The sequence below is a fragment of the Mycobacterium sp. URHB0021 genome (assembly GCF_054057895.1).
In genome coordinates this window covers 2,394,582-2,417,120 of the sequence record NZ_JBSRZT010000002.1, presented here as the reverse complement: position 1 = coordinate 2,417,120, position 22,539 = coordinate 2,394,582, and the positions used below count along the sequence as shown (strand labels likewise).

Genomic DNA, 22,539 nt, shown 5'->3' with positions numbered 1-22,539 from the left:
TCACGGCCCCTGATCCCAGTGGTACGGAACAAGTATCGGGTTGCCCAGGGTGTACGAATTGCCGCCGGTGCAGGGACTGGGCATCTGGCCGATGGTGCGACCCCACTGCAGCTCCAGCCACGTCAGATCACACTCCCACCGCGTCCCGGTGAAGAACCCGGCGTCGATCCGGCTCAATGTCATGTCGACGATCAGCGACAGATTCGCGTAGTCGCCGCGCAACCAATTGGTCAGTGTCTCTTTCGGAAACGGGAACGTGGGCAGGAAGCTCAACGCACGGGTCAGCGCCGGACCGGCGTTGGCCAGTGATTCCAGCACCGGTCCGAGATCCTTGAGTTCTTGAACCAGGGCGTCCTTGGTCTGATTCACCGAGTCGCCGGCGACTGCGCTGAACTTGCCCAGCTGGGCAAGCGCCTCAGTGAGGTTGTCACGCTGATCCTTGAGCACCGCGAGGGCGTCCGGAATGGTCTTCAATGCCTTGTCCACCACGGGCTTCTGTGCTGCGAACTGACCGACCAGGTTGTTCAGGCTCTCGTTGGCGGAGATGATGTCGTCTTTCTGGTCGTTCACGTAACCGATGAACACGTTGAGCTGATCGATGAGGCTGCGCAGGTCGGCCTCGCGGCCGGCCCAGGCGGTGGAGAATGCCTCCGTGATGTCCTGAACCTTGTCTATGCCACCGCCGTTGAGCAGCAACGAGACAGCGGCCAACGTCTGCTCGGTGCTCGGATACTTGCTCCCCGACGACAGCGGGATCAGCGAACCCTCGTGCAGCCTGCCTTCCGGCGCCGCGTCTGTCGGAGCGGCCAACTCGATATGCAGCGAGCCCAGCAGGCTGGTCTGGCCGAGCTTGGCCGTCGCGTTCGCGGGTAGTTGCACATCGCCGTTCAGTTCCATCGTGACCAACGCGTGCCAGCCCTGCCGCTCGATCTTGGTCACGTTGCCGACCGTGACGTCGGCGACCCGCACCCGGGAGTTCGGTTCGATGTTGTCCACATCAGGCATCTGTGCCTGGACCGTGAACGCGTCCGGCCCCGTGCCCTGGACCCCCGGCAGCGGGAGCGAGTTCAGCCCTTGCCAATCGCCGCACGCGGTCAGCAGGGTCGCGATACCGAGCATGAGCGCGGCCATGTGCCATCGAATGCGTCTCGCGGGCATCATGATCCAGCTCCGGCCGGCACCATCAGACCCTGCAGGCCGTCGGCGGGGTTCGTCGGGATGGGCGCCTCGGCCGCCAGCGGGGACGGTGGTGGCGGCGGGGGCTCGCCCTCCGCCGGAAGCGGGGCGGGAGCGGCCGGCGGCGGTTGCGGCGGAACGTATTCGGGCCGCATCCATTCCTCGCTGTAGGTGATCTCATTCGGGCGCGCGGTCGCACCGATGAAGAGATTCTGGCCGATCGGCGGAAAGCTGTACTGGCGGTTCTTGACGATCGGAGCGAGGTACTGCGCGCACAGCTTCGCCGACTGCTCCGCACCCAGCCGCGACGCCGCCTGCACCGCACCACAGATGAAGATGATCGGATCCGCGAAGTTGTTGACCGCCAGGATGGCGCTCGCCCCGCCCTGGGCGGGTTGATAGACGTTGATGTAGTTCTGGATCGCGTTGGGCGCCACATGCAGGAACTGTTTGACGTCGTCGAGGCTGTCGTGCAGCGCCTGGGTGATGCCCGCCAGCTTGTCCGACGTGGTACCCAGTGATTCGCGATTGTCGGCCACGAAACTCTGGACGTCGCCGACCACGGCGTTGAGATCCCGTACGGCAGCGGCGACCTCCCCGGGATTGTCCGCGAGCACCCCGGTCACCGATGCCAGGTTCTGGTTGAGCTGTCGCATCAGCGTGGTGCTGTCCTGCAGTGCCGATACCAGGATCGACAGGTTCTTGACGGTGGAGAAGATGTCGGTGCTGTGATCACCCAGCGCCGAAAACGCCTGCGACAGCTTGATCACGGTGTCGCGAATGTTGGCGCCCTGGCCGCGGAGGTTGTCCGCGGCGGTGTTGATGACCGAGCCCAACGGGCTCACGCCGCCCGGCTCGGTCGGCTGCAGCTGGACCGCGATCCGCTCCAGTTGCTTGCGCAGGGTGTCCCATTCCACCGGAACCACGGTGCGCTCGCGCGGGATCACCGTGTGGTCGGCCATCACCGGCCCACCGGTGTAGGCAGGCGTGAGCTGGATGGCCCGCGACGTCACCAGTGTCGGAGACAGGACCGCGGCGTTCGCCTCGGCGGGCACCTTGTACTTGCTGTCGTACCAGAACGAGATCTTCACCCTCTCTGGCTGCGGCTCGATGCTCTCGATCCTGCCGACGTTCACACCCAGAATGCGAACGTCGTCACCGACGTAGATGCCATTGCTGTTGTCGAAATAGGCGACGACGTTGTGGCGGTTGAGGGTTTCGTCGGCCCGGAACAGCACCACCACTCCGGCGATCAGCAGCAATGCCAGGGCCACCGCCACCAAATTCCTCGCGTTGCGCATCATTGTCCGCCCTCCGCCGGTGGGAGGTGCGGCACCTCACCGGGCGCGGGCACCAGCACGGGGCTGGGTGTGGGCACCGGCGTGGCTTCGAGGCCCGGTGGCGCCTCGGCGGGCGGCCCCGGTGGCGGACCCCCGGGCGGTGGCGCGGGCAGCGGCTCGCGGTACGGGTAGCAGCCGGTGGGACCCGGCAGCGGCAGGCCGGGCGGACCGCACCCCTGTTGGCCGGGGTTGCCCGTGATGGCATCGGGCAGATACAGATTCGGTTCGCCGCCCTGACCCGTCCGCGGGAAGGGCACGGGCAGCGCGGGCAGGCCGGGCTGGCCGATCTGTGGGTCGGTGCGCTCGGACGGCAACAGCACGCTCGGGTCCAGGCCGAGGTCCGAGAACGCCACATCGACGAACGGCTGCACGAATTGACCGGGCAGCAGGTTGGCGATGTAGTTCTTGAAGAACGGCCCCGAGGACACCGATTCGCCCAACGACATCGCATACGAATTGAGGAGTTTCAGCCCCTTCTGCAGGCGCTCCTTGCGGTTGTCGATGATCGTGAGCACGCCGTTGAGCTTGTCGATCGCCGGCTTCATCGTGTCGCGGTTCTCGGCGATGAACCCTTGCAGCTGCTGGCTCAGCGTGGAGATGCTGCCCGAGATCTGATCCAGCGCTGCGCTTTGACTCTCCAGCTGGATCAACAGGGCGTTCGTGTTGGAGATCAGGCTGACGATCTGGCCGCTGCGCTCGGAGAGCACGGCCGTCGACTTGTTGGCGTTGGTCAACAGCTCGCGCAGTTGCGCGTCGCGATGGTTGAGGGTGTCGGAGAACCGGGCCACCCCCTCGACGGCGATCCTGAGCTCGGGAGGTGTCTCGGAGAACGTCTGTGACAACACGCGCAGCGAGTCGGACAGCTGGTCGGTGTTGAGTCCACTGATCGTCGTAGCGAGTTCGCCCAGCGCATCCGGCAATTGATACGGCGACGTGGTCCGCTCGAGCGGAATGGGTCCGTCCTGCCGGCCGTCCCCGCGCGAATTGACCTCGAGCATCTTCGTGCCCAGCAGGCCCTTCGTCTTGATCGCGGCCTCGGTCCGATCGCCGAGGCGGATGTTCTTGGCGATGGTGAACTTCACCAACACCCGCGGGCCGTCGAGCTCGATAGAGGACACCTGGCCCACCTGGAAGCCCGAAACCTGAACGCCGGCACCGGTTGTCAGCCCGCCGGCCTCGGCGAAGTAGGCCGAGTAGCTCTTGTTCTGGTTCAGGAATGGAATCTTGTCGTACTGCAGCGCCCCGACGATGATGACCGCGGTCAGCGCCAGCCCGATGGCGCCGATGACAAAGAGGTTGCGTTCGCTGAAAGGCTTCATCGGGGTGCGCACCTCCCGGTCGACTGGCCCGCGACCTTGACGTACACCGGCTGGCCGCCCTTGCCGTTGAGCTTGAGGATCAGGTCGCACAGATAAAAGCTGAAGAAGTCGCCGCTGATACCCTGCCGGGCCAGCGCCTGATAGGCGTCCGGCAGCGTGTTGAGCAGGTTGTCGAAGTAGTCGTGGTCGGCGACCACGATCCCCGCCGCTCTGTCGGTTTCGGCGATGGTCTTGGCGAACGGCGGACGGGCCTGAGTCAGCAGGTCGGCGACACTGCCTGCGGCGGCGTTGACGTACGCCACGCTGTTGCTGATGTCCTGCTTGCGCGCCTCCAGCCCCTTCACCAGTTCGTCCAGCGAGTCGATCGCCTTGGCGAACTGGTCACTCTGGCCGCCGAGCGAACCCAGCACGGAGTTGAGGTTGACGATGACCTCCCCGATCAGCTGGTCCCGGTCGGCAAGCGTGTTCGTCAGCGCCGCAGTCTGATTCAGGAACGAGCCGATGGTCCCGCCCTGCCCCTGAAAGGCAGCGATCAACTGCCCGGACAACGCGTTCACCTGGTCTGGATCCAGTGCGGAGAACAGCGGCCGAAACCCGCCGATCAGCGCGTCCAGATCGAGGGCAGGTGAGGTGCGGGCCAGCGGGATGGTGTCTCCCGGATTGAGTTTCGCGGTGCCACCGGCGCCTTCCTGCAGGGCCAGATAGCGGCCGCCGATCAGGTCGTCGTAACGGATGACGGCCCGGTTACCCTCCGTGAGAACAACCGATTGGTCGGCGGTGAATTCGACAAGCGCGGTGGTGTCGTCCTGGATGGAGACCTTCTCGACCTTGCCGACCTCGACGCCGGCGATACGGACGAAGTCGCCGTTCTCCAGCCCCGTCACATTCGTGAATTCGGCGCGGTACGTGTTGGCCTCCTCGCCGAAACGAAGTTGCCCGAACACCGCGTACAACGCAAACACGCCGAGCAGACACAGCGTCAGGAACACGCCGAGCCGCCAAAGGGCGTGTTTCCAGTCGGTGGCCATGGCGTGTTCCTTTCTTTACTCGTCGCCGGTGCTGGTGGTCATGGTGCCGGCGCCGCCAGCTCCGGCAGCGGGACCGGCGGCAGCGGCGTGGGCTGCAACTGGGCAGGCGCCGGAACCACGAACGGCTCCGAGCCCGGCCTCGGCCCCGGGTCTCGCGGCGCACCGGGGGGCGGCGCAGGCGGCAGGCCCGGCCACAGCGGGGTGCCGTCCGGCGCATACATCGGCGCGCCGTACGCCGGAGCGCCCGGATAGGGAATCGGTCCCGGCGCGGGCCCACCGAAGTTGTTGCGGATCAGGGGTGGTTCGGGCACCCCGCGAGTGACCGGCAGGTAGTTGAGGTAGCCGGGGAAACCGATACCGGGGTTCGGCCGCCAGTCGACACCCGTGCCGAAGCCGGTGTTGGTGATGAGTTGGCGCACCGGCCAGTTCTGGGCGACGTCGGGCAACGAGCCACAGCCGGGCTTGCCGCCCGGTCCGCCCTTGGCGCCGATGACCGGCAGGTTCTGCGGGTAGTGGTAGGGGTCGTCGCCGAGCGTCAGACCGGCGTCGAGGATCAGCGTCCGCCCGTCACCACCGGGCGCTTCGTATCCCCCGGTGTCCAACAACGTCTTCGCCCCGAGCAGCAAGCAGGTGTACTCCGGGTTGTACTTCATCAGTAGGTTCGTGGTGGGTTCGAGCACGTTGATGGCCTTGATCAGGTTGGCCTGGTTGGGCGCGAGCAGGTCGATGCCCTTGTTCGACAGCCCAATCGTGGCCAGCAGCAAGGCATCAAGCGCCTTGGCGTGACTGGTGACCGTGACACTGGTGGTGCTCGCGGCGTTCAGTGTCGAGAGGATGTCCTGCGCCGCAACACCGTACGTGTCGCTGACGCCTTTGAGCGCCTGCCAGTCCGCGCGCACCGTCTCGCTGCGGGGGTTCAGCGCCAGAAGCACCTGATTGGCATCGGTGGTGGCCTGGCCGATGCGCTCACCCTGACCACGGACGCCGTCCGCCAGCGCCGAGAGCACGCTGTTGAGCTTGGCGGTGTCGATCTGCTCGAGCACGCCGACCACGTTCTCGAACACCGTGTTGACCTCGACGCTGACGTTGCGTGACTTCAGCACCTGACCGGCCTGGAGCCGCTTCGCGTCTGGATCGCTGGGATAGACGAGGTCGACGAACTTGGCGCCGAACACCGTGGTGGCCCGGATTTGAGCCTCGACGTTGGCCGGGATGTGCTTGATCTGGTCCGGGTCGATCTCCAGCTTGAGCTGTACCGGTTCTCGCCCACCGACCACCGCGGCGACCCGGCCGACCTGTACGCCACGCAGTTTGACCTTCGCGTTGCTGTCCATGACGAGGCCCGACCGGTCCGACACGAGGGTGACCGGCACCGTCGACTTCAGGGTGCCGGTGAACAACGCGTACGTCAGCCAGATCGAGGCGATCAGGAGCACCAGCAGAATCAGTGTCCACCAACCGGGGTGCAGTCCTTCGTTCTTTCTCGCCTCGGCCATGGTGCTACCCGGCCAGGTTGAAGTTGCCGGATTGCCCGTATACGGCCAGCGAAATCATCATCACCACGAACGCCGAGATGATCAGCGAGGTGCGGACCGCGCGCCCGACGGCCTCGCCAACTCCCGCCGGCCCACCGCTTGCGGTGAAACCGTAATAGGTATGTATCAGCATGATGACCACCGCCATGGCGATGCTCTGGACGAACGACCAGATCAGGTCGGTGGGATTCAGAAACGTCCGGAAGTAGTGGTCGTAGACGCCCGTCGACTGGCCGTAGAGCGCGGTGGTGCCAAAGCGCGCCGCCCAGAACGACATCAGCACGCCGACGCAATACAACGGGATCACCACGACGAGGCCGGCGATCACGCGGGTGGACGCCAGATAGGCGGTACTGCGGATACCCATGACCTCGAGCGCGTCGATCTCCTCGTTGATCCGCATGGCGCCGAGTTGTGCGGTGGCGCCCGCGCCGATCGTGGCGGCGAGCGCGATGGCGGTGGTCGCGGGCGCGATCAGCCGGACGTTGAAGAACGCCGACGCGAATCCGGTCAACGCCTCAACGCCGATCTCCGAGAAGTCGGTGTAACCCTGCACCGCAACCAGTGCGCCGGTGGTCACCGTCAGGAAGGCCACGATCGCCACGGTTCCGCCGATCACCACGAGCGCCCCTGCGCCAAGGCCCATTTGAGCGATGATTCGCATCAACTCCACCCGGTAGTGGGTGAAGACGTAGACGATGTTGCGCAACGTGTTGCCGTAGAACTGTGTCTGCGTTCCGATGCGGTTCCACCCGGTACTGAAGCCGCGGGCGCGGCTCTTGATCCACGGGAACTGAGAATGTGGTCTCGCGACAGTCACATCGTCACCTTCACGGCCACGGCTGTCGCCACCACGTTGATGGCGAACAGCGCCATGAAGGTGAACACCACCGTCTCGTTCACCGCGTTGCCCACCCCCGCCGGGCCACCGCCCACGGAGATGCCCTTGTAGCAAGCGATCAGGCCGGCCGAGAGTCCGAACAGGGCGGCCTTGACCAGAGCGATCGTCACGTCCAGGGTGCCGATGATCAGCGTCAGACCCGCCGCAAAAGCGCCCGGCGAGACGTGCTGAATGTAGACGCAGAAGAGGTACGCGCCGGCCAGCCCGACCAGGATCACCGTCGCCGACAGGGCGAGCGACACGATGGTCGCGGCCAGCACGCGAGGAACCACAAGGGCCTGAATCGGATTGACACCCATCACGCGCAGCGCGTCGAGTTCCTCGCGAATGGTCCGGGCGCCCAGATCCGCACACATGGCCGTGGCGCCGGCGCCGGCGACCACGAGAACCGTTACGATCGGCCCGATTTGCCGCACGGTGCCCAGTGCGGCGCCCGTTCCCGAAAAGTCCGCCGCGCCGAACTCGGTCAGCAAAATGTTGAACGTGAACGTCAACAGCACTGTGTAGGGCACCGTCAACATCAACGTCGGCACGATCGACACCCGTGCGACGAACCACGATTGCATGATGAACTCGCGCCAGGCGAACGGCGGCTTGAACATCAAGACGAAGGTGTCGAGTGCCATCGCATAGAAACCGCCGACGGCGCGCACCGGCTTGGTAAACACGTTGGAAGCAACCATTTAACGGTTCCTCCCTCGTGTGCCCCTCACCGCCATAGGCCGCGATCCCTCCGACCAACAACCCGCTCTTCGTGAGGTTGTTGGCTGACGTTACAACGGGACGACGCCGAGGAACCCTACATCGCGAATTTCTCGCTGAGCAACCGGAATCGTTACTTTGGTGGTACCCCCTGCGCGGGCCCCGGTTCCGAGGACCTACACCGCCTCCGACGCGTCTCCGACGATGCGTGTCAGCAAACGCATTCCGGGCCGCATGCAGTCATTCCGGAGTTAGGTCGCAAGCCCGGCGAGATGTCGGCTAACTTGTCTTTCATGGTCACCCCGACCCGGCGTTGGGCGAAGACTGATGCGACGCAACTGCGCATCCTCGACGCGGCCACCGACGTCTTCGCCGCGCGTGGATTCACCGCGGCGACGATGGCCGACATCGTCACTCAATCGGGTGCCAGCATCGGCAGCATCTATCACCATTTCGGCGGTAAGAAGGAGCTGTTCCTCGCCATCTTCGAGCGGCTGGCCGCCGATATCGACCGACATATCGACGCAGCCACGCAGCGAGCCGCGCACCTGGACCGGAGACAGGCCTTCGAGGCGAACGCCCGGGCTTACCTCGAGGCCATGTGGGCCAATCGGCGGGCGGCCATGGTGATGGCCTCGGGTGACACGCCGGCCGGCTTCGACGGGGTACGCCGCAGCGCCATGATGAAGGGTTTCCGGCGCTCGACCACGGTGCTCGAACTCGACGGCTCGCCGCGCGGCCAGCTACTGACCCGCATCCTTGTCGCGGTGATGGTCGAGGCGTCGTCGATGGTGATCATGTGCGATGACGTGGGCGATGTCGGCCCGATCACCGGTGCCACCATCGAATGCATCGACAGGTTGACCGGCTGACGGGCCGGCGCTCACACACCGCGGACGGCGTCCTCCAGCTCGGCGATGATGATCTTGCGCATGCCGAGCATCGCCTTGGTCGCGGCGGTCGCCCGGGCCGGATCGGGGTCGCTGGTCAGCTCGTTGAGTCGCGTCGGCACGATCTGCCAGCTCAGCCCGAACCGGTCCTTGAGCCAGCCGCACTGCGACTCCTCGCCGCCCTCGACGAGGCGGGTCCAGTAGTAGTCGACTTCCTCCTGGTCCTTGCACTCGATCAGGAACGACACCGCTTCAGAGAACGTGAAGACCGGACCGCCGTTGATTCCGATGAACCGGTTGCCGTCGAGCACGAACGTGCCCGACACCACCTCGCCCGGGATGCCCGGGCCCGCGTCGGTGTACCGCTCGTATCCCTCGATCGACGAGTTCGGGAAGACCGACGTATAGAACTGCGCGGCTTCCTCCAGGTCGTTGTCGAACCAGAGCGATGGCGTGATCGACGGCATGGCGGGGCTCCTTTGAAAGATGACTTTTCGATCTTCCCGTACAGACCGGACCGTCGCCGGGAACTCATCGCCGGGCTCAGAGTTGCCGGCGCCTGTCGGCGCCCAGGGCGCGCAGCGCGAAGTCCAGCACCAGATCCATCGACCGCCGCACCCCCACCTCGTCGTCCGGCGACTGCGACAGCAACACGCGGCTGATCACGGCGCTGATCGCGATCGCGTCGCGATCGGGCTCGGCGAGCGGAAAGGTCCCGTCGCAGCGGCCGGCGCGCAGGATCTCGACCAGCGAGCGCTCCCGGTCGGAATGGGCCTTCTCGCGGGTCTCGCGATAACCCTTGGCGGCGCGGATCTCGTCGGAGTCGATGACGGTCAGGTGCATGCGCACCTCCGCGTCGTTGATCACGCCGAACATCTCCTCGATCCAGGCCTTCAGCTGCCGGACGGGGTCGCCCGGCACCTCGTCGACGATCCGATCCAGCCGTTCGGCCAGCGCGTCGGTCTCCCGCCGCAGCATCGCCAGGAAGAGCTCGTCCTTGGACTGGAAGTGACGATAGAACGCCCGGCTCGAGACCCCGGCCCGCTGAAGGATCGCCGCAACGGGGACCGGCCCACTGTGCGGCTCGGACAGACACCTGTAGGCGGCGTCTATGATGCAGCCGCGATCGTCGTCATTGGCGGTCTCGGGCTGCACGATCGCAAAGTCTAGGGACGCCACCGACCTCCCGGGCCGAAGATCGCTGCAAATCATCTGTGGGTAACGTGAGCCCCCGGGGTCAGCCGAGAGGACGTCCGTGAGCACTACAGACACCGAGCCGCAGACCGTGGAGTTCCGCGGCGTCGAGGGCCTCACGCTGGTGGCCGACGAATGGAACCGCGCCGCAGAGTCGGCGGCGTCCAGGCCGACAGTGTTGATGCTGCACGGTGGTGGGCAGAACCGGTTCTCGTGGAAGAAGACCGGCCAGGTCCTGGCCGAGCAGGGCCTGCATGTGGTTGCGCTCGACAGCCGGGGACACGGCGACAGCGACAGGGCGCCGAAAGCGAACTACTCGATCAACGCGCTGTGCGCGGACACCCTCGAGGTGCTCGACCAGATCGGCCGCCCGGTGGCCTTGATCGGCGCCAGCATGGGTGGAATGACCGGCATGTTGGTCGCCGACGCGGCCGGACCACAGCGGCTGACGCAACTGGTGCTGGTCGACGTGGTGCCCCGGTACGAGAAAAGCGGCAGCGCCCGGATTCGCGACTTCATGTTCAGCCACGTGCACGGCTTCAAATCGCTCGAGGAGGCGGCCGACGCCGTCGCCGAGTACCTGCCGCACCGGACCAAGCCGCGCAGCCCGGACGGGCTGAAGAAGAACCTGCGCCTGCGCGACGGACGGTGGTACTGGCACTGGGATCCCGCGTTTCTCTCGGCTCCCGATGACGATCCGTTCATCCGCGTCGAGAGGCTCGAGCAGGCCGTGATGAACCTGACCATTCCGATCCTGCTGATCCGTGGCAAGCTATCCGACGTGGTCAGCACCGAAGGTGTGAAGGACTTCCTCGACAAGGTCCCCGGCGCCGAGTTCGTCGAGTTGTCCCACGCCGGTCACACCGCGGCCGGCGATGACAACGACGCGTTCTCCGAAGCCGTGGTGCAGTTCGTCAGCCGGTGACCCGTGGGCTTCAATTTCCTAGAGCAGCCTGAGTTGCCGGTACCCCGGGTCGGCGAAGCGCAAGCCGAGGAAATTCTGCGCGTCCACTACGACATGCGCGCGCAGGCCACGTCGTTGGGCAGCAACCAGGACCAGAACTTCGTCGTCACCGGTGCCGACGGCAAGATCGCCGGGGTGCTGAAGATCGCCAATCCGGCGTTCACCGCAGCCGAACTCGAAGCGCAGGACCTGGCGGCGGAACTGATCGCCGAGGCGGCGCCGGATTTGCGCGTTGCCGTGCCCATCGCCGACGCGTCGGGCCAGAAGTGCACCGCCATAACGGGTCTGGTCGACGGTACCGCCTATGTGCGGCTGTTGCGCTTCTTGCCCGGCGGAACACTGCTGGAGTCGGGCTACATCTCGCCGTCGGCGGTCGCCGGGCTGGGCGCGGTCGCAGGCCGGGTGAGCCGGGCGCTGGAGAAGTTCACCCATCCGGGGCTTGACCGCGTCTTGCAATGGGACCTGCGATACGGCGCCGACGTGGTGGCAGCACTGCTTTCGCATGTTTCCGACACCGCGGACCGCGACAGGCTGGCCACCGCCACGCGCGAGGCGTGGTCGCGCATCGCCCCCGTGGCCGACGAACTGCCGCGTCAGGCGGTCCATCTGGACCTCACCGATGCGAATGTGGTGGTGTCACGCGCGGCTGACGGAACGGTCCGGCCGGACGGCGTCATCGACTTCGGCGACCTGGCCGACAGCTGGGCGGTGTCCGAGTTGGCGATCACCGCGTCATCGGTGCTCGGACATCTCGGCGCCGATCCGACGTCGGTGCTGCCCGCCATCCGTGCATTCCATGACATTCGGCCCTTGAGCCCGGTCGAGGTGGACGCCTTGTGGCCGATGCTGGTGTTGCGCACCGCGGTGTTGATCGTCAGCGGCGCGCAACAAGCCATGCTGGATCCGGACAATCCCTACCTCAGCGACCAGTCCGGTGGCGAGCAGCGAATGTTCGATCGTGCCACGTCGGTGCCGATGGATGTGATGACCGCAGTCATCAAAGCCCACCTGGGACTGGCCGCGCGGCCCGAGCCGCCGACGGTGTCGGTGCCGCTGGTTTCGCTCGATCCGGCAGCGGTGGTGACACTTGACCTGTCGACCACGTCGGATGTCTACGACGACGCCTTCGGACCCGACGGCACAATGCGACCGGGCATCGAGGAATCGTTGGCGCGCACGGCAGTGCAAGACGGTGCCGCAATCGTCCTGACGCGGTACGGTCAGCCACGGCTGAGCAGGGCCCCGAAGTTGAGCCAGATAAGCCCCGACGTCGTACCGACGGGGATCAGCGCATGGGCCGCATCGACCATGTCACTGGTCGCACCGTGGGACGGCGAGATCGTGGACCGCGGGCACGACCGGCTCACGTTCCGCGCCACCGGCTACGAGCTGACGTTGACCGGCGTCGGCGCGGTCGCCGAACTCGGGAGACTGCAAGCGGGACAGGTGATCGCGGAGGCCGCGCCGAGCACATGGTTCGAGGTCGGCGTGCGGCCGGCCGGAGCCCCCGCGGCGCCATTGTTCACCCGCGCCGAGCTGGCACCCGGCTGGCTGACCCTGACGCGTGACCCGCGGGCGTTGTTCGGGCTGCCCACATTGGAGACCCGCGACGTCGGCGACCTCTTGAGGCGCCGCGATGCAAGTTTTGCTTCAGTGCAGGAGCATTACTACCGCACGCCACCGCAGATCGAGCGGGGCCGACGGCATTACCTGATGTCCACCGAGGGCCGTTGGTACCTCGACATGGTCAACAACGTCACGGTGCTGGGTCACGCACATCCCCGGGTCGCGGACACGGCGGCCCGACAGCTGCGCAAGCTCAACACGAACTCACGGTTCAACTACGAACTGGTGGTCGAGTTCAGCGAACGCCTGGCGGCCACGCTGCCGGAGCCGCTGGACACCGTGTTTCTCGTCAACTCCGGTTCGGAGGCAAGCGATCTGGCCGTCCGCCTGGCCACGGCGGCGACCGGCAGGCGAGACGTCGTCGCGGTCCGCGAGGCGTACCACGGGTGGACGTACGGCACCGATGCGGTCTCCACGTCGACCGCAGATAACCCCAATGCGCTTGCCACCCGGCCGGATTGGGTGCATACGGTGGAGTCACCCAACAGCTTCCGCGGAAAGTACCGAGGTTCCGACGCCGCCCAATACGCTCGTGATGCGGTACAGCAGATCGAGAAACTCGCGGCCGACGGTAGACCGCCGGCCGGGTTCATCTGCGAGAGCGTGTACGGCAATGCCGGGGGCATGGCGCTGCCCGACGGGTATCTGCAGCAGGTGTACCGAGCGATCCGGGCGAGCGGCGGGCTGGCGATCTCCGATGAAGTTCAGGTCGGTTATGGCCGCCTCGGCGAATGGTTTTGGGGGTTTCTTCAGCAGGATGCGGTGCCCGATATCGTCTCGATCGCCAAGTCGACGGGCAACGGGTATCCGCTGGGCGCGGTGATCACGAGCCGGGCGGTCGCCGACGGATTTCGGTCGCAGGGTTACTTCTTCTCCTCGACGGGCGGCAGCCCGTTGTCGTGTGCGATCGGCATCACCGTGCTCGACGTGCTCGGCGAGGAGAGCCTACAGGAGAATGCCGCGCGCGTGGGTGCGCACCTCAAGTCCCGGCTGCAGGCGCTGGGTCACCGGCATCCGATCATCGGCACGGTGCACGGCAGCGGGTTGTATCTCGGTGTCGAAATGGTCCGCGACCGGCACACTTTGGAACCGGCAACCGAGGAGACAGCGGCCATCTGTGACCGCATGCTCGAACTCGGAGTGATCATCCAGCCGACCGGAGATCATCAGAACATCCTGAAGACGAAGCCGCCCTTGTGTATCGACGTCGAATCGGCCGACTTTTACGCCGACACGCTCGACCGGGTCCTTGAGGAGGGCTGGTAGATCTAACCGCCCTCGTCGTCTTCGTTCCCCTCGCGGCCTGGCGGCGGGTCAGGGTCTCCCACTGATGGGCTGGCGCCAGTGTTGGCCAGATTCCAGCGGGCGCTGACCTCTGGAGGCGGGCGGACACCCGCCGGCACGTCCTAGCCTTTACGGCGATGTCCGCTATCCTGCTCAGCGCCCATGTCATCGTCGCGATCCTCGCGGTCGGGCCAATTGCCGTCGCGGCCAGCATGTTTCCGCGCTATGCACGCGACAACGTCGCACCCGTTCTTCCCGGCCAGCGCGCAGCGCGGGCAACCCGGTCACCCGGATGGCGGTGACCACCGGAATCTTCAACGCGCTCTGGGTGGCCGTCACGATCCTGATGATCGTGCGACCGGGCCCCGCTACCGGCGTTTGAGGCCGGGGTCGACTCCCAGTTCGGAGGCGAAATACGCCTGCGCGATGTGCTTGGCCTCGTCCGACGGGACCGCGCGCACCACCTTCTGGGCGCCCAATCCGTCGATCATGGTCAACAGCCGTCGCGCCGCGACGTGCACGTCCGCCACGCGGAAGCAGCCCTCGACTGTGCCCGCCTGCACGATGTCGGCGATGCAGTCCAGCCAGTCGGCAGTCAGCGTCGCCGCTTCGGCGGCCAGCGGCGCATTGCGCCGGCCCAGGCTCCACGCCTCCAGCCACAGGGCGCTGGCGTCGTCGCTGGCGTCATCGAGCACGTAGTCCATCAACACGTCCATCTTCTCGACGGCCGTCTCGGCGGCATCGACGCGCGACTGCGCCTCCGCAAGGTCGGCCAGGGCCGCCGTCCGGAAGGCGGCCGTGATCAGCTGCTCCGCCGCCGCGAAATAGTGGCTGACCAGGCCGGGTGTCACCCCGAGGTCGGTGGCGACGCGGCGCAGCGTCACCGCGGTCAACCCTTCGGCCTGCGCGATCTCGACAGCCTTGGCCAACAACTCGTCGCGGCGCTCGGCCGGCAATTTCCGCTTGGCATCCCGCACCGGCACGGTCAACTTCGGTCCTTCCTATTGACGGATGACGATTCTTATTGAACACTACATCAACACTATTGAAATACCCATCAACAAGGATGCCGCTCATGACCGCAACCCTGTCTCTCCGTCCGGAGATCGACTTGTCCACCGACCGGGTCGGGGCGATCGAATCCGCCGGCGTCGAGTACCTGTCCGAGGACGCCCGGGACTCACGGGCACGCAATCTCGGTGCGGTCTTCCTGGGCGCGAACCTGACCTGGACGAACGTTGTGTTCGGCGCGTTCGCGATCATGTTCGGGCTGAGCTTCTGGCAGACGCTCATCTCGATGACCGTCGGTATTGCCGTCGGCACCCTGGCCGTGATGCCCACCGCGATCATCGGACCCGGACCGGCACCAACATGACGGTGTCCAGCGGCGCGTTCTTCGGCATTCGCGGCCGGTTCATCGGCTCGGGCATCGCGTTGCTCATCGCCTTCGGGTTTGCCGCGGTGACCGTCTGGACGAGCGGCGACGCGCTCGCCGCAGCGGGCCACCGACTGCTCGGCACGCCGGAGAACGACATCGTGCATGCGGTCACGTATGCGGCGGTCGCCGCATTGATGGTCACCGTCGCCCTTTACGGGCACGCGACCATCGTCGCGATGCAGAACATCGTCGTCCCGGTGGTCGGGGCGCTGATGATCCTCGGTGTGTTCGCATTCGCGGGGGACTTCCGCCCGGGGGCCTCCGCCGGCGGGTATGCACTGGGCGGGTTCTGGCAGACCTGGGCACTGTCGGCGGTGTTGTTCGCGGCGGCGCCGATCTCGTACGGTCCGACGATCGGTGACTACACCCGTCGGATCTCGGAACGGGCGTTCAGCAATCGGCGGATCAGCGGGTCGTTGGGTATCGGGATGTTCGTCGGCGTGCTGCTGCCAAGCCTCTTCGGCGCGTTCACCGCGATGACCTTCGCCAACCCGACCGATTCCTACCTCGATGACCTGGTGGCGGCCTCCCCCGGTTGGTACGTCCTGCCGATCGTCGTCATCTCCCTGCTGGGCGGGCTGAGCCAGGGCGTGCTGTGCGTCTACGCGAGTGGCCTGGATCTGGAAGGGTTGGCACCCCGGCTGAAGCGGACGCAGACCACGATCATCACGGCCGCCATCGCGATCGCGTTGCTCTATCTCGGCGTTTTCGTGTTCGACGCGGTCGAGTCCGTGACCGCGATGACGGTGGCATTGAACGCGGTCATCACACCTTGGGTCGCCATCCTGGCGGTGGGTGCACTTCGCACCAAAAGCTACGACCCCACCGATCTGCAGGCGTTCGCGCAGAACAGGCACGGCGGCCGCTACTGGTTCACCGCGGGTTGGAATCTGCCCGCTGTGGCGGCTTGGACAGTCGGCGCGGCGTTCGGTCTGCTGGCGGTCAACACCACCCTCTATGTCGGACCCCTGGCAGACATCGCGGGCGGCGTCGACCTGAGCACCATCGGGTCGGCCGTCCTGGCGGGCTTGATCTACGTTGTGTCGCTCGGCTTCAGCAGGCATTCGCCGTCCAGTTAGACACGGCGCATCGTTGTGGTGGGCGCCACCAAACAAACGCATTACGGAACTCGGCGCGTTGGGCGTGATATGACGACGATTCGTGTCGAACCGAAAACGCTGAAAAGCCAAGAAGGCCACCCGCCGAGCGACAAGACACTCACCGGGTTCGTATCGGGCGACAGGCGTATCAGCGCCGAACAGATGACGAACCGCGTGGCCCGCGCGGCAACCGTGCTGGAAAGACACGGCGTGACGCCAAACGACCACGTGGCCGTCATGTTGCGCAACGACTTCGCCTTCTTCGAGGCCTCCTATGCCACCCAGACGCTGGGCGCCGTCGCCGTCCCGATCAACTGGCATTACAAGGGCAACGAGGTCGGGTTCATCCTCCGCGACTCCGCCGCCAACGTGCTCGTCATTCACGCCGACCTGCTCGGTCAGATCGAGGGCCGGGTGCCAGACGGGTGTGTCGTGCTGGTGGTCGACACCCCTCCGGAGATTGCGGCGGCGTACGGCTGCCAGTCGGCGACGGCGCCCGCCGGCTCATCCTGGAACGCCGCCGTCGAGTCCGCGCAGCCGTGGCAAGGTGAGCCCCGCGCGGCGGCGCCGAGCATGATCTACACCTCGGGGACGACGGGGAAACCAAAAGGGGTGCGCCGCTTCGCTCCGTTGAACCCGGCCCATCCCGCGATGACCGGCGTTGTCAACGCGCTGGGGGTCGCCCCCGGGATGCGCACGGTCATGTGCGGCCCGATGTATCACACAGCGCCCAACGTGTACGGACTGCTCGCCGGGCGGCTCGGCGACCTCGTGGTCCTGCAGCCGAAGTTCGACGCGGAGGAACTGCTGGCGCTCGTCGAGCGTTACGCGATCGACAGTCTCCACCTCGTCCCGACGATGATGGTCCGGCTGTTGGCGCTGGACGCGAATGTCCGTGCTAGCTATGACATCTCGACTCTGAAATGCATTGCACACGGCGCCGCGCCATGTCCGCCCGCGGTCAAGCGCGCGACGATCGAGTGGTTGGGCCCGATCGTCAACGAGTACTACGGCGGCACCGAATCGGCCATCGTCACCGCCTGCAACAGCGAGGAATGGCTGGCTCACGCGGGCACCGTCGGCAAGGTCACCGCGGGTTCCGTGGTGAAGATCCTCGACGCCGACGGCTCGGAGTTACCGCGGGGCGAGGTCGGCGATGTCTATGTCTGGAACCCCGGTTACGGCGACTTCACGTACCACGATCGCGACGACGACCGCGCCGCGATCGAGAAGGACGGTCTGGTGACGATCGGCGACATCGGTTACCTGGACGATGACGGCTACCTGTTTCTCTGTGACCGCCGCAAGGACGTGATCATTTCCGGTGGCGTGAACATCTACACGGCAGAGATCGAGGCGGAGCTGATCCAGCATCCCGACGTGGCGGATTGTGCGGTGTTCGGCATTCCCGACGACGAGTTCGGTGAGTCGGTCGCGGCGGCCGTGCAACTGCGCGATGGTGCGGTCGGTGACGTCGACGGCATCCGGGCCTTCCTCGACGAGCGGCTGGCATCGTTCAAAGTGCCGCGCACCATCGAGTTCGGTGAGCTGCCTCGTGAGGACTCCGGCAAGGTGTTCAAGCAGAAATTGCGGGCACGCTACTGGCCCGAGGGCAAGGCCATCTAGACCCATCACGCCAGCAGCGGCACCGCGTCCTCGCGGGTGTCGGTGAGGATCTCGAACATCACGCGCCGGGTGGCGACGAGCTCCGTGCGCTCAAAGGCGTTACCCGCCAGTCGGATTCGGCAGCTGGCGATGGCGGAGTTATAGCAATATTTCGCGGCGCCGTCGGTGTCGGTGTACTTCAGGCCGATGATGTCGCCGGGCTCGGCCATGATCTCGCCCTCGATCATCTGCTCGGAGACCCGCCCGCCGAAGGTCCACGAGAACGGCCGGTACCGGCCGTGGGTGTGCAGGCTGCCCGGGACCGAGCGCACCGCGAACTCTGTTCCGGCATGCCGGAACACGAACAGCGTGGCCGACGGCAGGAGAACAGGACCGAGCGCTGCCCGCGCCGTGACGATCTCCAGGCTGGATTCCGGGGCATCCTCGAATCCGCACACCTGGCCGAAGGCGTACGCCGGGGTGTGCCGCGTGCCCCAGTTGTGGTTGACGCTGCCCGCCCATCCTTCTACCGAGAGCGCGACGTCATCGAGGTCGAGTCGGCCGTCGAACTGTGCCAGCGGATCGCGAACCATGGTCTTGGCCGTCGGAAGGCGTGCCCTGTACCCGCGTTCGGTGAGGAGTTTGACTGGCGCCGCGGTTCCCGGGGCGATCCGCAGGTCCCAGCGCGCGGAGCCGTCGGCGATCGCGCCCTGCACAGACCGGTCGTCGATCGACGCCTCGCCGATTCGGGCCCTCCAGTCGTCGTACTCGAATTCCGCGGCGTCGATCGGATGCGGCTGCTTGCGCGCGCGGTTGCCCGCGCCGTCGGGGTCGAACACCATCAGCCACACATCGGCGGCTGCTTCGCCGGCCGTCGGCAATAACAGCGTGTGGCGCAGCCACAGCGCCTGAGGGTGTTCCGGGTGGTTGGCCCGGATGTAGCGACTCTCGTAATAGGGGGCCTTCGCGGACATCACGGCCTCAGCATCCAATACTGGAGCCGTGACCGGAGCGGAGATCGCGGCCTACGCGCTTGCCGGAGTGGCCGTGCTGGAGGCGGTCGCACTGATCGTGCTGTGGGTTCGCCACTCGCACACTCAGCAGGAACTGGCAGAACTGCGCCGCCGCACCGATACCAGGAGCATGCTGCTCACTGGTGGACGCGAGGCGGTCAAGACGGTCTGGCAGACGGCCAACATCCTGCGCAAGGACGGGTTCGGCGCAGCGGTGCGGTCATCGATCGAGGACCTTGCCGACTGGGCCGAGGTGGAGCGGCCGGACCTGGCCCGACTCGCACCGAACGGCAAGGTGGCGATCCTGTTCTCCGATATCGAGCAGTCGACGGCACTCAACGAACGCATCGGCGACCGGGCATGGGTCAAACTGCTCGGACAGCACGACCGGCTGATCCGCCGCCACGTCAAGAGCCATTCCGGCCACGTCGTCAAGAGCCAGGGCGACGGGTTCATGATCGCGTTCGCCCAGCCCGAGCAGGCTGTCCGCTGCAGCGTCGAGGTGCAGCGCGCACTTCAGAAGAGGCCCAACGGCATTCGAGTTCGGATCGGCATCCACACGGGTAAGTCCGTGCGACGCGGTGACGATCTCTTCGGCCGCAACGTCGCGATGGCGGCCCGGGTGGCCGGGCAGGCGGACGGCGGCGAGATTCTGGTCAGTGAGGTGGTGCGCGACGCCGTCAACGAGGCCGAGGACCTTGACTTCGACGATGGCCGCGACGTCGAACTCAAGGGATTCTCCGGCACGCACCGGCTGTACGCGGTCGCCGTCTAGCCCCGCTCAGTCCTCGGCGGCCTCGGCGACCCGCTGATGCAGCCGCGTCCGGATGTCCTCCGGTGTGTAGGCGTTGCGACGGCGCTGGTCCCGCGTGACCAGCACGCCACCCGCCACCACGCCGGCGACACCGGCCAATCCGACCAACTTCCATATGCCACGCATGGGAAGAGTCTGCCTAAGCTGCGGTGGTGAAAGAAAGCACGGTGTCGCTGCAACGGGCGCTGGACGAGACCCGCACCGGGGATATCTGGCTGTTTCGCGGCAGTTCAGGGCCGGATCGGGCGATCCAATCGATGACCAACAGCCCGGTCAACCACGTCGGGATGACGATCGCCGTCGAGGACCTGCCGCCGTTGATCTGGCACGCCGAGCTGGGTGACAAGCTGACCGACCTCTGGACGGGCGGCAATCATCGCGGTGTTCAGCTCAACGACGCACGACAGGTCGTCGAGCGATGGATGCAGAACTACCACCAGCGCTGCTGGCTGCGAGAGCTGACGCCGTATGCCGACCGCGATCAGGAGGACCGCGCGCTCAAGGTGGTCGCCCGGATGGACGGCACCCCGTTTCCCAGCACGGCCCGGCTCACCGGCCGATGGTTTCGCGGCCGGATTGCCGTCGGCGATTTCACCCGCGGGATTCCCTTCGTGCACAGGAAGGTTCGTGAGGCGACTCAGCGCACGAAAGACGAAAAGCTCGACGTCGGACTGGAAACGGCCTATTGCGCGGAAACCGTCGCGATCACCTACGAGGAGATGGGCCTGCTCGCGACGGAAAAGCACTACAACTGGTTCGATCCCGGATCGTTCTGGAGCGGCGACACGCTTCCGCTCGCGCCGGGTTATGACTTGGGCGACGAAATCGCCGTTCTCCCATAGCTTTTCTGAGCCCAAGCCTAAGAAGAGCTGAGATTCATGGTTGGGATCTGAGCATCGTTAATGACAATTCCAGCTAGCGCCAAGGACATCCGCATGCCGAAGGGCGAACATTGTTCCCAAGTCCAGTGAGGATGGCCCAGCAGGCGGGAGAACATCATGACACCGACGATCAAATACCTTGCTCCGTGGTTGGCCGCGGCCGCGATCGGCGGCGCGATCACCCTCGCACCCATCGCCGGCGCCGCCGCTCCCGCGCGCGTCACGACCACCGTTACGCATCACGACCCCGACACCGGTACCGATCCGCTGGTGCCCTACGGCACCGATCCCGAGGTTCCGTACCGGCTTGGGTACATCAACCCGAACCACGACCAAGGCAACACCACCAACGGCGAATTGGATCTGCCCTTCTGATCACGCCCGGTTGGTTGGCGCGGGAAACCACCGACGGCGGGACGCGCTGCCCAGCAACGCGTTTGCGTATTGAGCATGTCGGTTCCAACGTGTAAGGATGATCGCCGAGCACCGTGAAGGTCGGTCCGTACCCGCGGCGATGCCGCCGAGGCGGTCCTCCGTCTGCCAGGCCACGGAGTTCAGCAACCCTTCATGACAGGGCCGGTGCTGGATGGCCCCACGTCCTCCACGCAGTCACAGATTCTGCCGTTGCTACTGGTGACGTTGTTTCTCGAACTCCGGCGTACCGGGTTGCACCGCGCACTCTCCCGCACCTTCGTCGGTGTGCTGTTCTCCGTTTTCGGGATCATCGAGACGGTGCTGGTGCTCTCGATCGACGGCATGCTCTACCAGTTCCAGTGGGGCGATCTTCTGTCGGCGCTGGCGATCTTCACACGGACACCACGGCGGGATCGGACAGAAGTTGAGGCCAGGCGGCGGAGCCGGGGCCGGCGGAGTCTCTCCCTCCCAGAAGTTTTGGGCGACGTTGCCCTGCCCGGCGTAGACGGACCAGTACGTGTGGCAGACATTCGCGTCCCACATCACCGGGTTGACCCTCAATTGCCGGCCTGCACCGGAGGATCCCCCGGGCACCAGCGACAGGGACCCGAGGGGTTGTCCTCCGGACAGCCGGGTCAGCTACCCAGCGGCACAGGACCGGGTTTGGACAGCCGCCGACAGCTTGACGTGTTCGCTCTGGTCATGGTGACCCCTTTTCGGTGCACGGTGGCACCCGACCCACTCGCCACCGATGTCAGTCGAACTCGGTGTGCGGTTGTGCGATCACGCTATTGCGTTGAGCAAACTGTGACAAGCCTCCGCGTTCAGGCTAGGGACACCAGGTCAGGTGCCCGAGCGGACCGCTGATGCAGCCCCACCGGCCGTAGCCGTAATCGGGGCCGTAGCCGTAGTCACGACGACCACCCCAGTCTCGACGGCCGCCGTGATCACCCCAATATCCGCCCCCGTGTCCCCAGTCCTGCTTGAATTGAATTCCCGTGACGAGGGGCGCGGGCGAGGCCGGCTCGGCGTTTGCGACGCCCGCACCGAGTCCAACTGCAGTGAAGCCGAGCGCACCGCTGATCGCCGCACCGGCCAGGATTTTCTTCAGATTCATTGGGCAACTCCATTTCGAGGACTTACTTAGACTAACAACGTAAAGACCCCGGCGTTCATGCCCTCTTCCGGCCACCAGATTCCGAAATCGTCTCAGACAGAAGGGTATCCATTCATCGGGATCGTGACGTTGCCCGCGTGGTCGCATCCGCGGCGCCGGACCGCCGTGTGTGCTCGCTGTTTTGCGGTCACCGACCGA

21 protein-coding genes and 2 pseudogenes are annotated in these 22,539 nt (G+C 65.9%); 9 read left to right on the top strand and 14 right to left on the bottom strand.

Translation table 11 applies throughout. The annotated features are described in order from the left end of the window. Genes ACVWWN_RS14135 through ACVWWN_RS14105 form a run of 7 tightly spaced genes read right to left on the bottom strand, consistent with a single transcriptional unit; the run spans position 1 to position 7,982 of the window. Positions 1–1,131 (bottom strand): virulence factor Mce family protein, encoded by a 1,131-nt coding sequence (locus tag ACVWWN_RS14135; RefSeq protein ID WP_457144460.1) that lies wholly within the window; start codon positions 1,129–1,131, stop codon positions 1–3. A gap of 26 nt (positions 1,132–1,157) precedes the next feature. Beyond that, positions 1,158–2,480 (bottom strand): MCE family protein, encoded by a 1,323-nt coding sequence (locus tag ACVWWN_RS14130; protein WP_457144459.1) that lies wholly within the window; start codon positions 2,478–2,480, stop codon positions 1,158–1,160. Further along, entirely contained in the window at positions 2,477–3,835 is a 1,359-nt protein-coding gene (locus tag ACVWWN_RS14125) for an MCE family protein (RefSeq protein ID WP_457144458.1), read from the bottom strand. The genes ACVWWN_RS14130 and ACVWWN_RS14125 overlap by 4 nt, the downstream gene beginning before the upstream one ends. Further along, positions 3,832–4,863 carry a virulence factor Mce family protein gene (locus ACVWWN_RS14120; RefSeq protein WP_457144457.1) on the bottom strand — a complete coding sequence of 344 codons (1,032 nt, stop codon included), beginning with the start codon at positions 4,861–4,863 and terminating at the stop codon, positions 3,832–3,834. Before ACVWWN_RS14120 ends, ACVWWN_RS14125 begins: the two co-directional genes overlap by 4 nt. Positions 4,864–4,901: 38 nt before the next feature. Then, a complete protein-coding gene (locus tag ACVWWN_RS14115) occupies positions 4,902–6,359 on the bottom strand; it encodes an MCE family protein (protein ID WP_457144456.1) in 1,458 nt (485 codons plus the stop codon). A 4-nt stretch (positions 6,360–6,363) separates the two neighbouring features. Then, complete coding sequence (locus tag ACVWWN_RS14110; protein ID WP_457144455.1) at positions 6,364–7,218, bottom strand: ABC transporter permease; 855 nt, start codon at positions 7,216–7,218, stop codon at positions 6,364–6,366. Beyond that, positions 7,215–7,982 carry an MlaE family ABC transporter permease gene (locus tag ACVWWN_RS14105; protein ID WP_457144454.1) on the bottom strand — a complete coding sequence of 256 codons (768 nt, stop codon included), beginning with the start codon at positions 7,980–7,982 and terminating at the stop codon, positions 7,215–7,217. The genes ACVWWN_RS14110 and ACVWWN_RS14105 overlap by 4 nt, the downstream gene beginning before the upstream one ends. A gap of 312 nt (positions 7,983–8,294) precedes the next feature. Between ACVWWN_RS14105 and ACVWWN_RS14100 the strand changes: the two genes are divergently transcribed. Further along, positions 8,295–8,873, top strand: coding sequence for a TetR/AcrR family transcriptional regulator (locus ACVWWN_RS14100; protein ID WP_457144453.1), 579 nt, complete (start codon positions 8,295–8,297; stop codon positions 8,871–8,873). Between the two features lie 11 nt (positions 8,874–8,884). Here ACVWWN_RS14100 and ACVWWN_RS14095 read toward each other — a convergent pair whose 3' ends face one another. Both ACVWWN_RS14095 and ACVWWN_RS14090 read right to left on the bottom strand, forming a co-directional pair. Then, positions 8,885–9,358: a VOC family protein gene (locus tag ACVWWN_RS14095; RefSeq protein ID WP_457144452.1), complete on the bottom strand. Its 474-nt coding sequence runs from the start codon at positions 9,356–9,358 to the stop codon at positions 8,885–8,887. A gap of 76 nt (positions 9,359–9,434) precedes the next feature. Further along, positions 9,435–10,046 (bottom strand): TetR/AcrR family transcriptional regulator, encoded by a 612-nt coding sequence (locus ACVWWN_RS14090; protein ID WP_457144451.1) that lies wholly within the window; start codon positions 10,044–10,046, stop codon positions 9,435–9,437. 100 nt (positions 10,047–10,146) lie between these two features. Here ACVWWN_RS14090 and ACVWWN_RS14085 point away from each other — a divergent pair, with 100 nt between their 5' ends. The 3 genes and pseudogenes from ACVWWN_RS14085 to ACVWWN_RS14075 all read left to right on the top strand — a co-directional run bounded on the left by ACVWWN_RS14085 (position 10,147) and on the right by ACVWWN_RS14075 (position 14,341). Beyond that, positions 10,147–11,010 (top strand): alpha/beta fold hydrolase, encoded by an 864-nt coding sequence (locus tag ACVWWN_RS14085; RefSeq protein ID WP_457144450.1) that lies wholly within the window; start codon positions 10,147–10,149, stop codon positions 11,008–11,010. A gap of 33 nt (positions 11,011–11,043) precedes the next feature. Then, a complete protein-coding gene (locus ACVWWN_RS14080) occupies positions 11,044–13,941 on the top strand; it encodes an aminotransferase (protein WP_457144449.1) in 2,898 nt (965 codons plus the stop codon). Positions 13,942–14,096: 155 nt separating this feature from the next. After that, positions 14,097–14,341: pseudogene (locus tag ACVWWN_RS14075) on the top strand (hypothetical protein). Here the strand turns inward: ACVWWN_RS14075 and ACVWWN_RS14070 are convergent. Continuing rightward, positions 14,328–14,942, bottom strand: coding sequence for a TetR/AcrR family transcriptional regulator (locus tag ACVWWN_RS14070; RefSeq protein WP_457149127.1), 615 nt, complete (start codon positions 14,940–14,942; stop codon positions 14,328–14,330). The pseudogene ACVWWN_RS14075 and the gene ACVWWN_RS14070 overlap by 14 nt on opposite strands. An 83-nt stretch (positions 14,943–15,025) precedes the next feature. Between ACVWWN_RS14070 and ACVWWN_RS14065 the strand changes: the two are divergent. Together ACVWWN_RS14065 and ACVWWN_RS14060 are read left to right on the top strand one after the other, a co-directional pair. Further along, positions 15,026–16,476: pseudogene (locus tag ACVWWN_RS14065) on the top strand (purine-cytosine permease family protein). A 69-nt stretch (positions 16,477–16,545) separates the two neighbouring features. Further along, positions 16,546–18,123 (top strand): AMP-binding protein, encoded by a 1,578-nt coding sequence (locus tag ACVWWN_RS14060; RefSeq protein ID WP_457144448.1) that lies wholly within the window; start codon positions 16,546–16,548, stop codon positions 18,121–18,123. A 5-nt stretch (positions 18,124–18,128) separates the two neighbouring features. Here the strand turns inward: ACVWWN_RS14060 and ACVWWN_RS14055 are convergent, their stop codons facing one another. Next, complete coding sequence (locus ACVWWN_RS14055) at positions 18,129–19,076, bottom strand: hypothetical protein (protein ID WP_457144447.1); 948 nt, start codon at positions 19,074–19,076, stop codon at positions 18,129–18,131. 28 nt (positions 19,077–19,104) lie between these two features. Between ACVWWN_RS14055 and ACVWWN_RS14050 the strand changes: the two genes are divergently transcribed. Further along, positions 19,105–19,890 (top strand): adenylate/guanylate cyclase domain-containing protein, encoded by a 786-nt coding sequence (locus ACVWWN_RS14050; protein WP_457144446.1) that lies wholly within the window; start codon positions 19,105–19,107, stop codon positions 19,888–19,890. 6 nt (positions 19,891–19,896) lie between these two features. On the opposite strand, the gene ACVWWN_RS14045 is transcribed toward ACVWWN_RS14050, so the two are convergent. Beyond that, a complete protein-coding gene (locus tag ACVWWN_RS14045; RefSeq protein WP_457144445.1) occupies positions 19,897–20,055 on the bottom strand; it encodes a hypothetical protein in 159 nt (52 codons plus the stop codon). A gap of 41 nt (positions 20,056–20,096) precedes the next feature. Between ACVWWN_RS14045 and ACVWWN_RS14040 the strand changes: the two genes are divergently transcribed. Together ACVWWN_RS14040 and ACVWWN_RS14035 are read left to right on the top strand one after the other, a co-directional pair. Continuing rightward, a complete protein-coding gene (locus tag ACVWWN_RS14040) occupies positions 20,097–20,771 on the top strand; it encodes a guanylate cyclase (protein WP_457149126.1) in 675 nt (224 codons plus the stop codon). 156 nt (positions 20,772–20,927) lie between these two features. Further along, a complete protein-coding gene (locus tag ACVWWN_RS14035) occupies positions 20,928–21,185 on the top strand; it encodes a hypothetical protein (RefSeq protein ID WP_457144444.1) in 258 nt (85 codons plus the stop codon). A gap of 252 nt (positions 21,186–21,437) precedes the next feature. Here ACVWWN_RS14035 and ACVWWN_RS14030 read toward each other — a convergent pair whose 3' ends face one another. Together ACVWWN_RS14030 and ACVWWN_RS14025 are read right to left on the bottom strand one after the other, a co-directional pair. After that, a complete protein-coding gene (locus ACVWWN_RS14030; RefSeq protein WP_457144443.1) occupies positions 21,438–21,818 on the bottom strand; it encodes a hypothetical protein in 381 nt (126 codons plus the stop codon). Between the two features lie 235 nt (positions 21,819–22,053). Next, entirely contained in the window at positions 22,054–22,341 is a 288-nt protein-coding gene (locus ACVWWN_RS14025) for a hypothetical protein (RefSeq protein ID WP_457144442.1), read from the bottom strand. Between the last annotated feature and the right edge of the window lie 198 nt (positions 22,342–22,539).

Bases quoted from the DNA above. Each gene is read 5' to 3' on its own strand.
- ACVWWN_RS14095 (WP_457144452.1), bottom strand. From the start codon at position 9,358: ATGCCGTCGATCACGCCATCGCTCTGGTTCGACAACGACCTGGAGGAA.
- ACVWWN_RS14120 (WP_457144457.1), bottom strand. From the start codon at position 4,863: ATGGCCACCGACTGGAAACACGCCCTTTGGCGGCTCGGCGTGTTCCTG.
- ACVWWN_RS14035 (WP_457144444.1), top strand. From the start codon at position 20,928: ATGACACCGACGATCAAATACCTTGCTCCGTGGTTGGCCGCGGCCGCG.
- ACVWWN_RS14115 (WP_457144456.1), bottom strand. From the start codon at position 6,359: ATGGCCGAGGCGAGAAAGAACGAAGGACTGCACCCCGGTTGGTGGACA.
- ACVWWN_RS14060 (WP_457144448.1), top strand. From the start codon at position 16,546: ATGACGACGATTCGTGTCGAACCGAAAACGCTGAAAAGCCAAGAAGGC.
- ACVWWN_RS14055 (WP_457144447.1), bottom strand. From the start codon at position 19,076: ATGTCCGCGAAGGCCCCCTATTACGAGAGTCGCTACATCCGGGCCAAC.
- ACVWWN_RS14125 (WP_457144458.1), bottom strand. From the start codon at position 3,835: ATGAAGCCTTTCAGCGAACGCAACCTCTTTGTCATCGGCGCCATCGGG.
- ACVWWN_RS14135 (WP_457144460.1), bottom strand. From the start codon at position 1,131: ATGGCCGCGCTCATGCTCGGTATCGCGACCCTGCTGACCGCGTGCGGC.
- ACVWWN_RS14130 (WP_457144459.1), bottom strand. From the start codon at position 2,480: ATGATGCGCAACGCGAGGAATTTGGTGGCGGTGGCCCTGGCATTGCTG.
- ACVWWN_RS14105 (WP_457144454.1), bottom strand. From the start codon at position 7,982: ATGGTTGCTTCCAACGTGTTTACCAAGCCGGTGCGCGCCGTCGGCGGT.
- ACVWWN_RS14025 (WP_457144442.1), bottom strand. From the start codon at position 22,341: ATGAATCTGAAGAAAATCCTGGCCGGTGCGGCGATCAGCGGTGCGCTC.
- ACVWWN_RS14100 (WP_457144453.1), top strand. From the start codon at position 8,295: ATGGTCACCCCGACCCGGCGTTGGGCGAAGACTGATGCGACGCAACTG.
- ACVWWN_RS14045 (WP_457144445.1), bottom strand. From the start codon at position 20,055: ATGCGTGGCATATGGAAGTTGGTCGGATTGGCCGGTGTCGCCGGCGTG.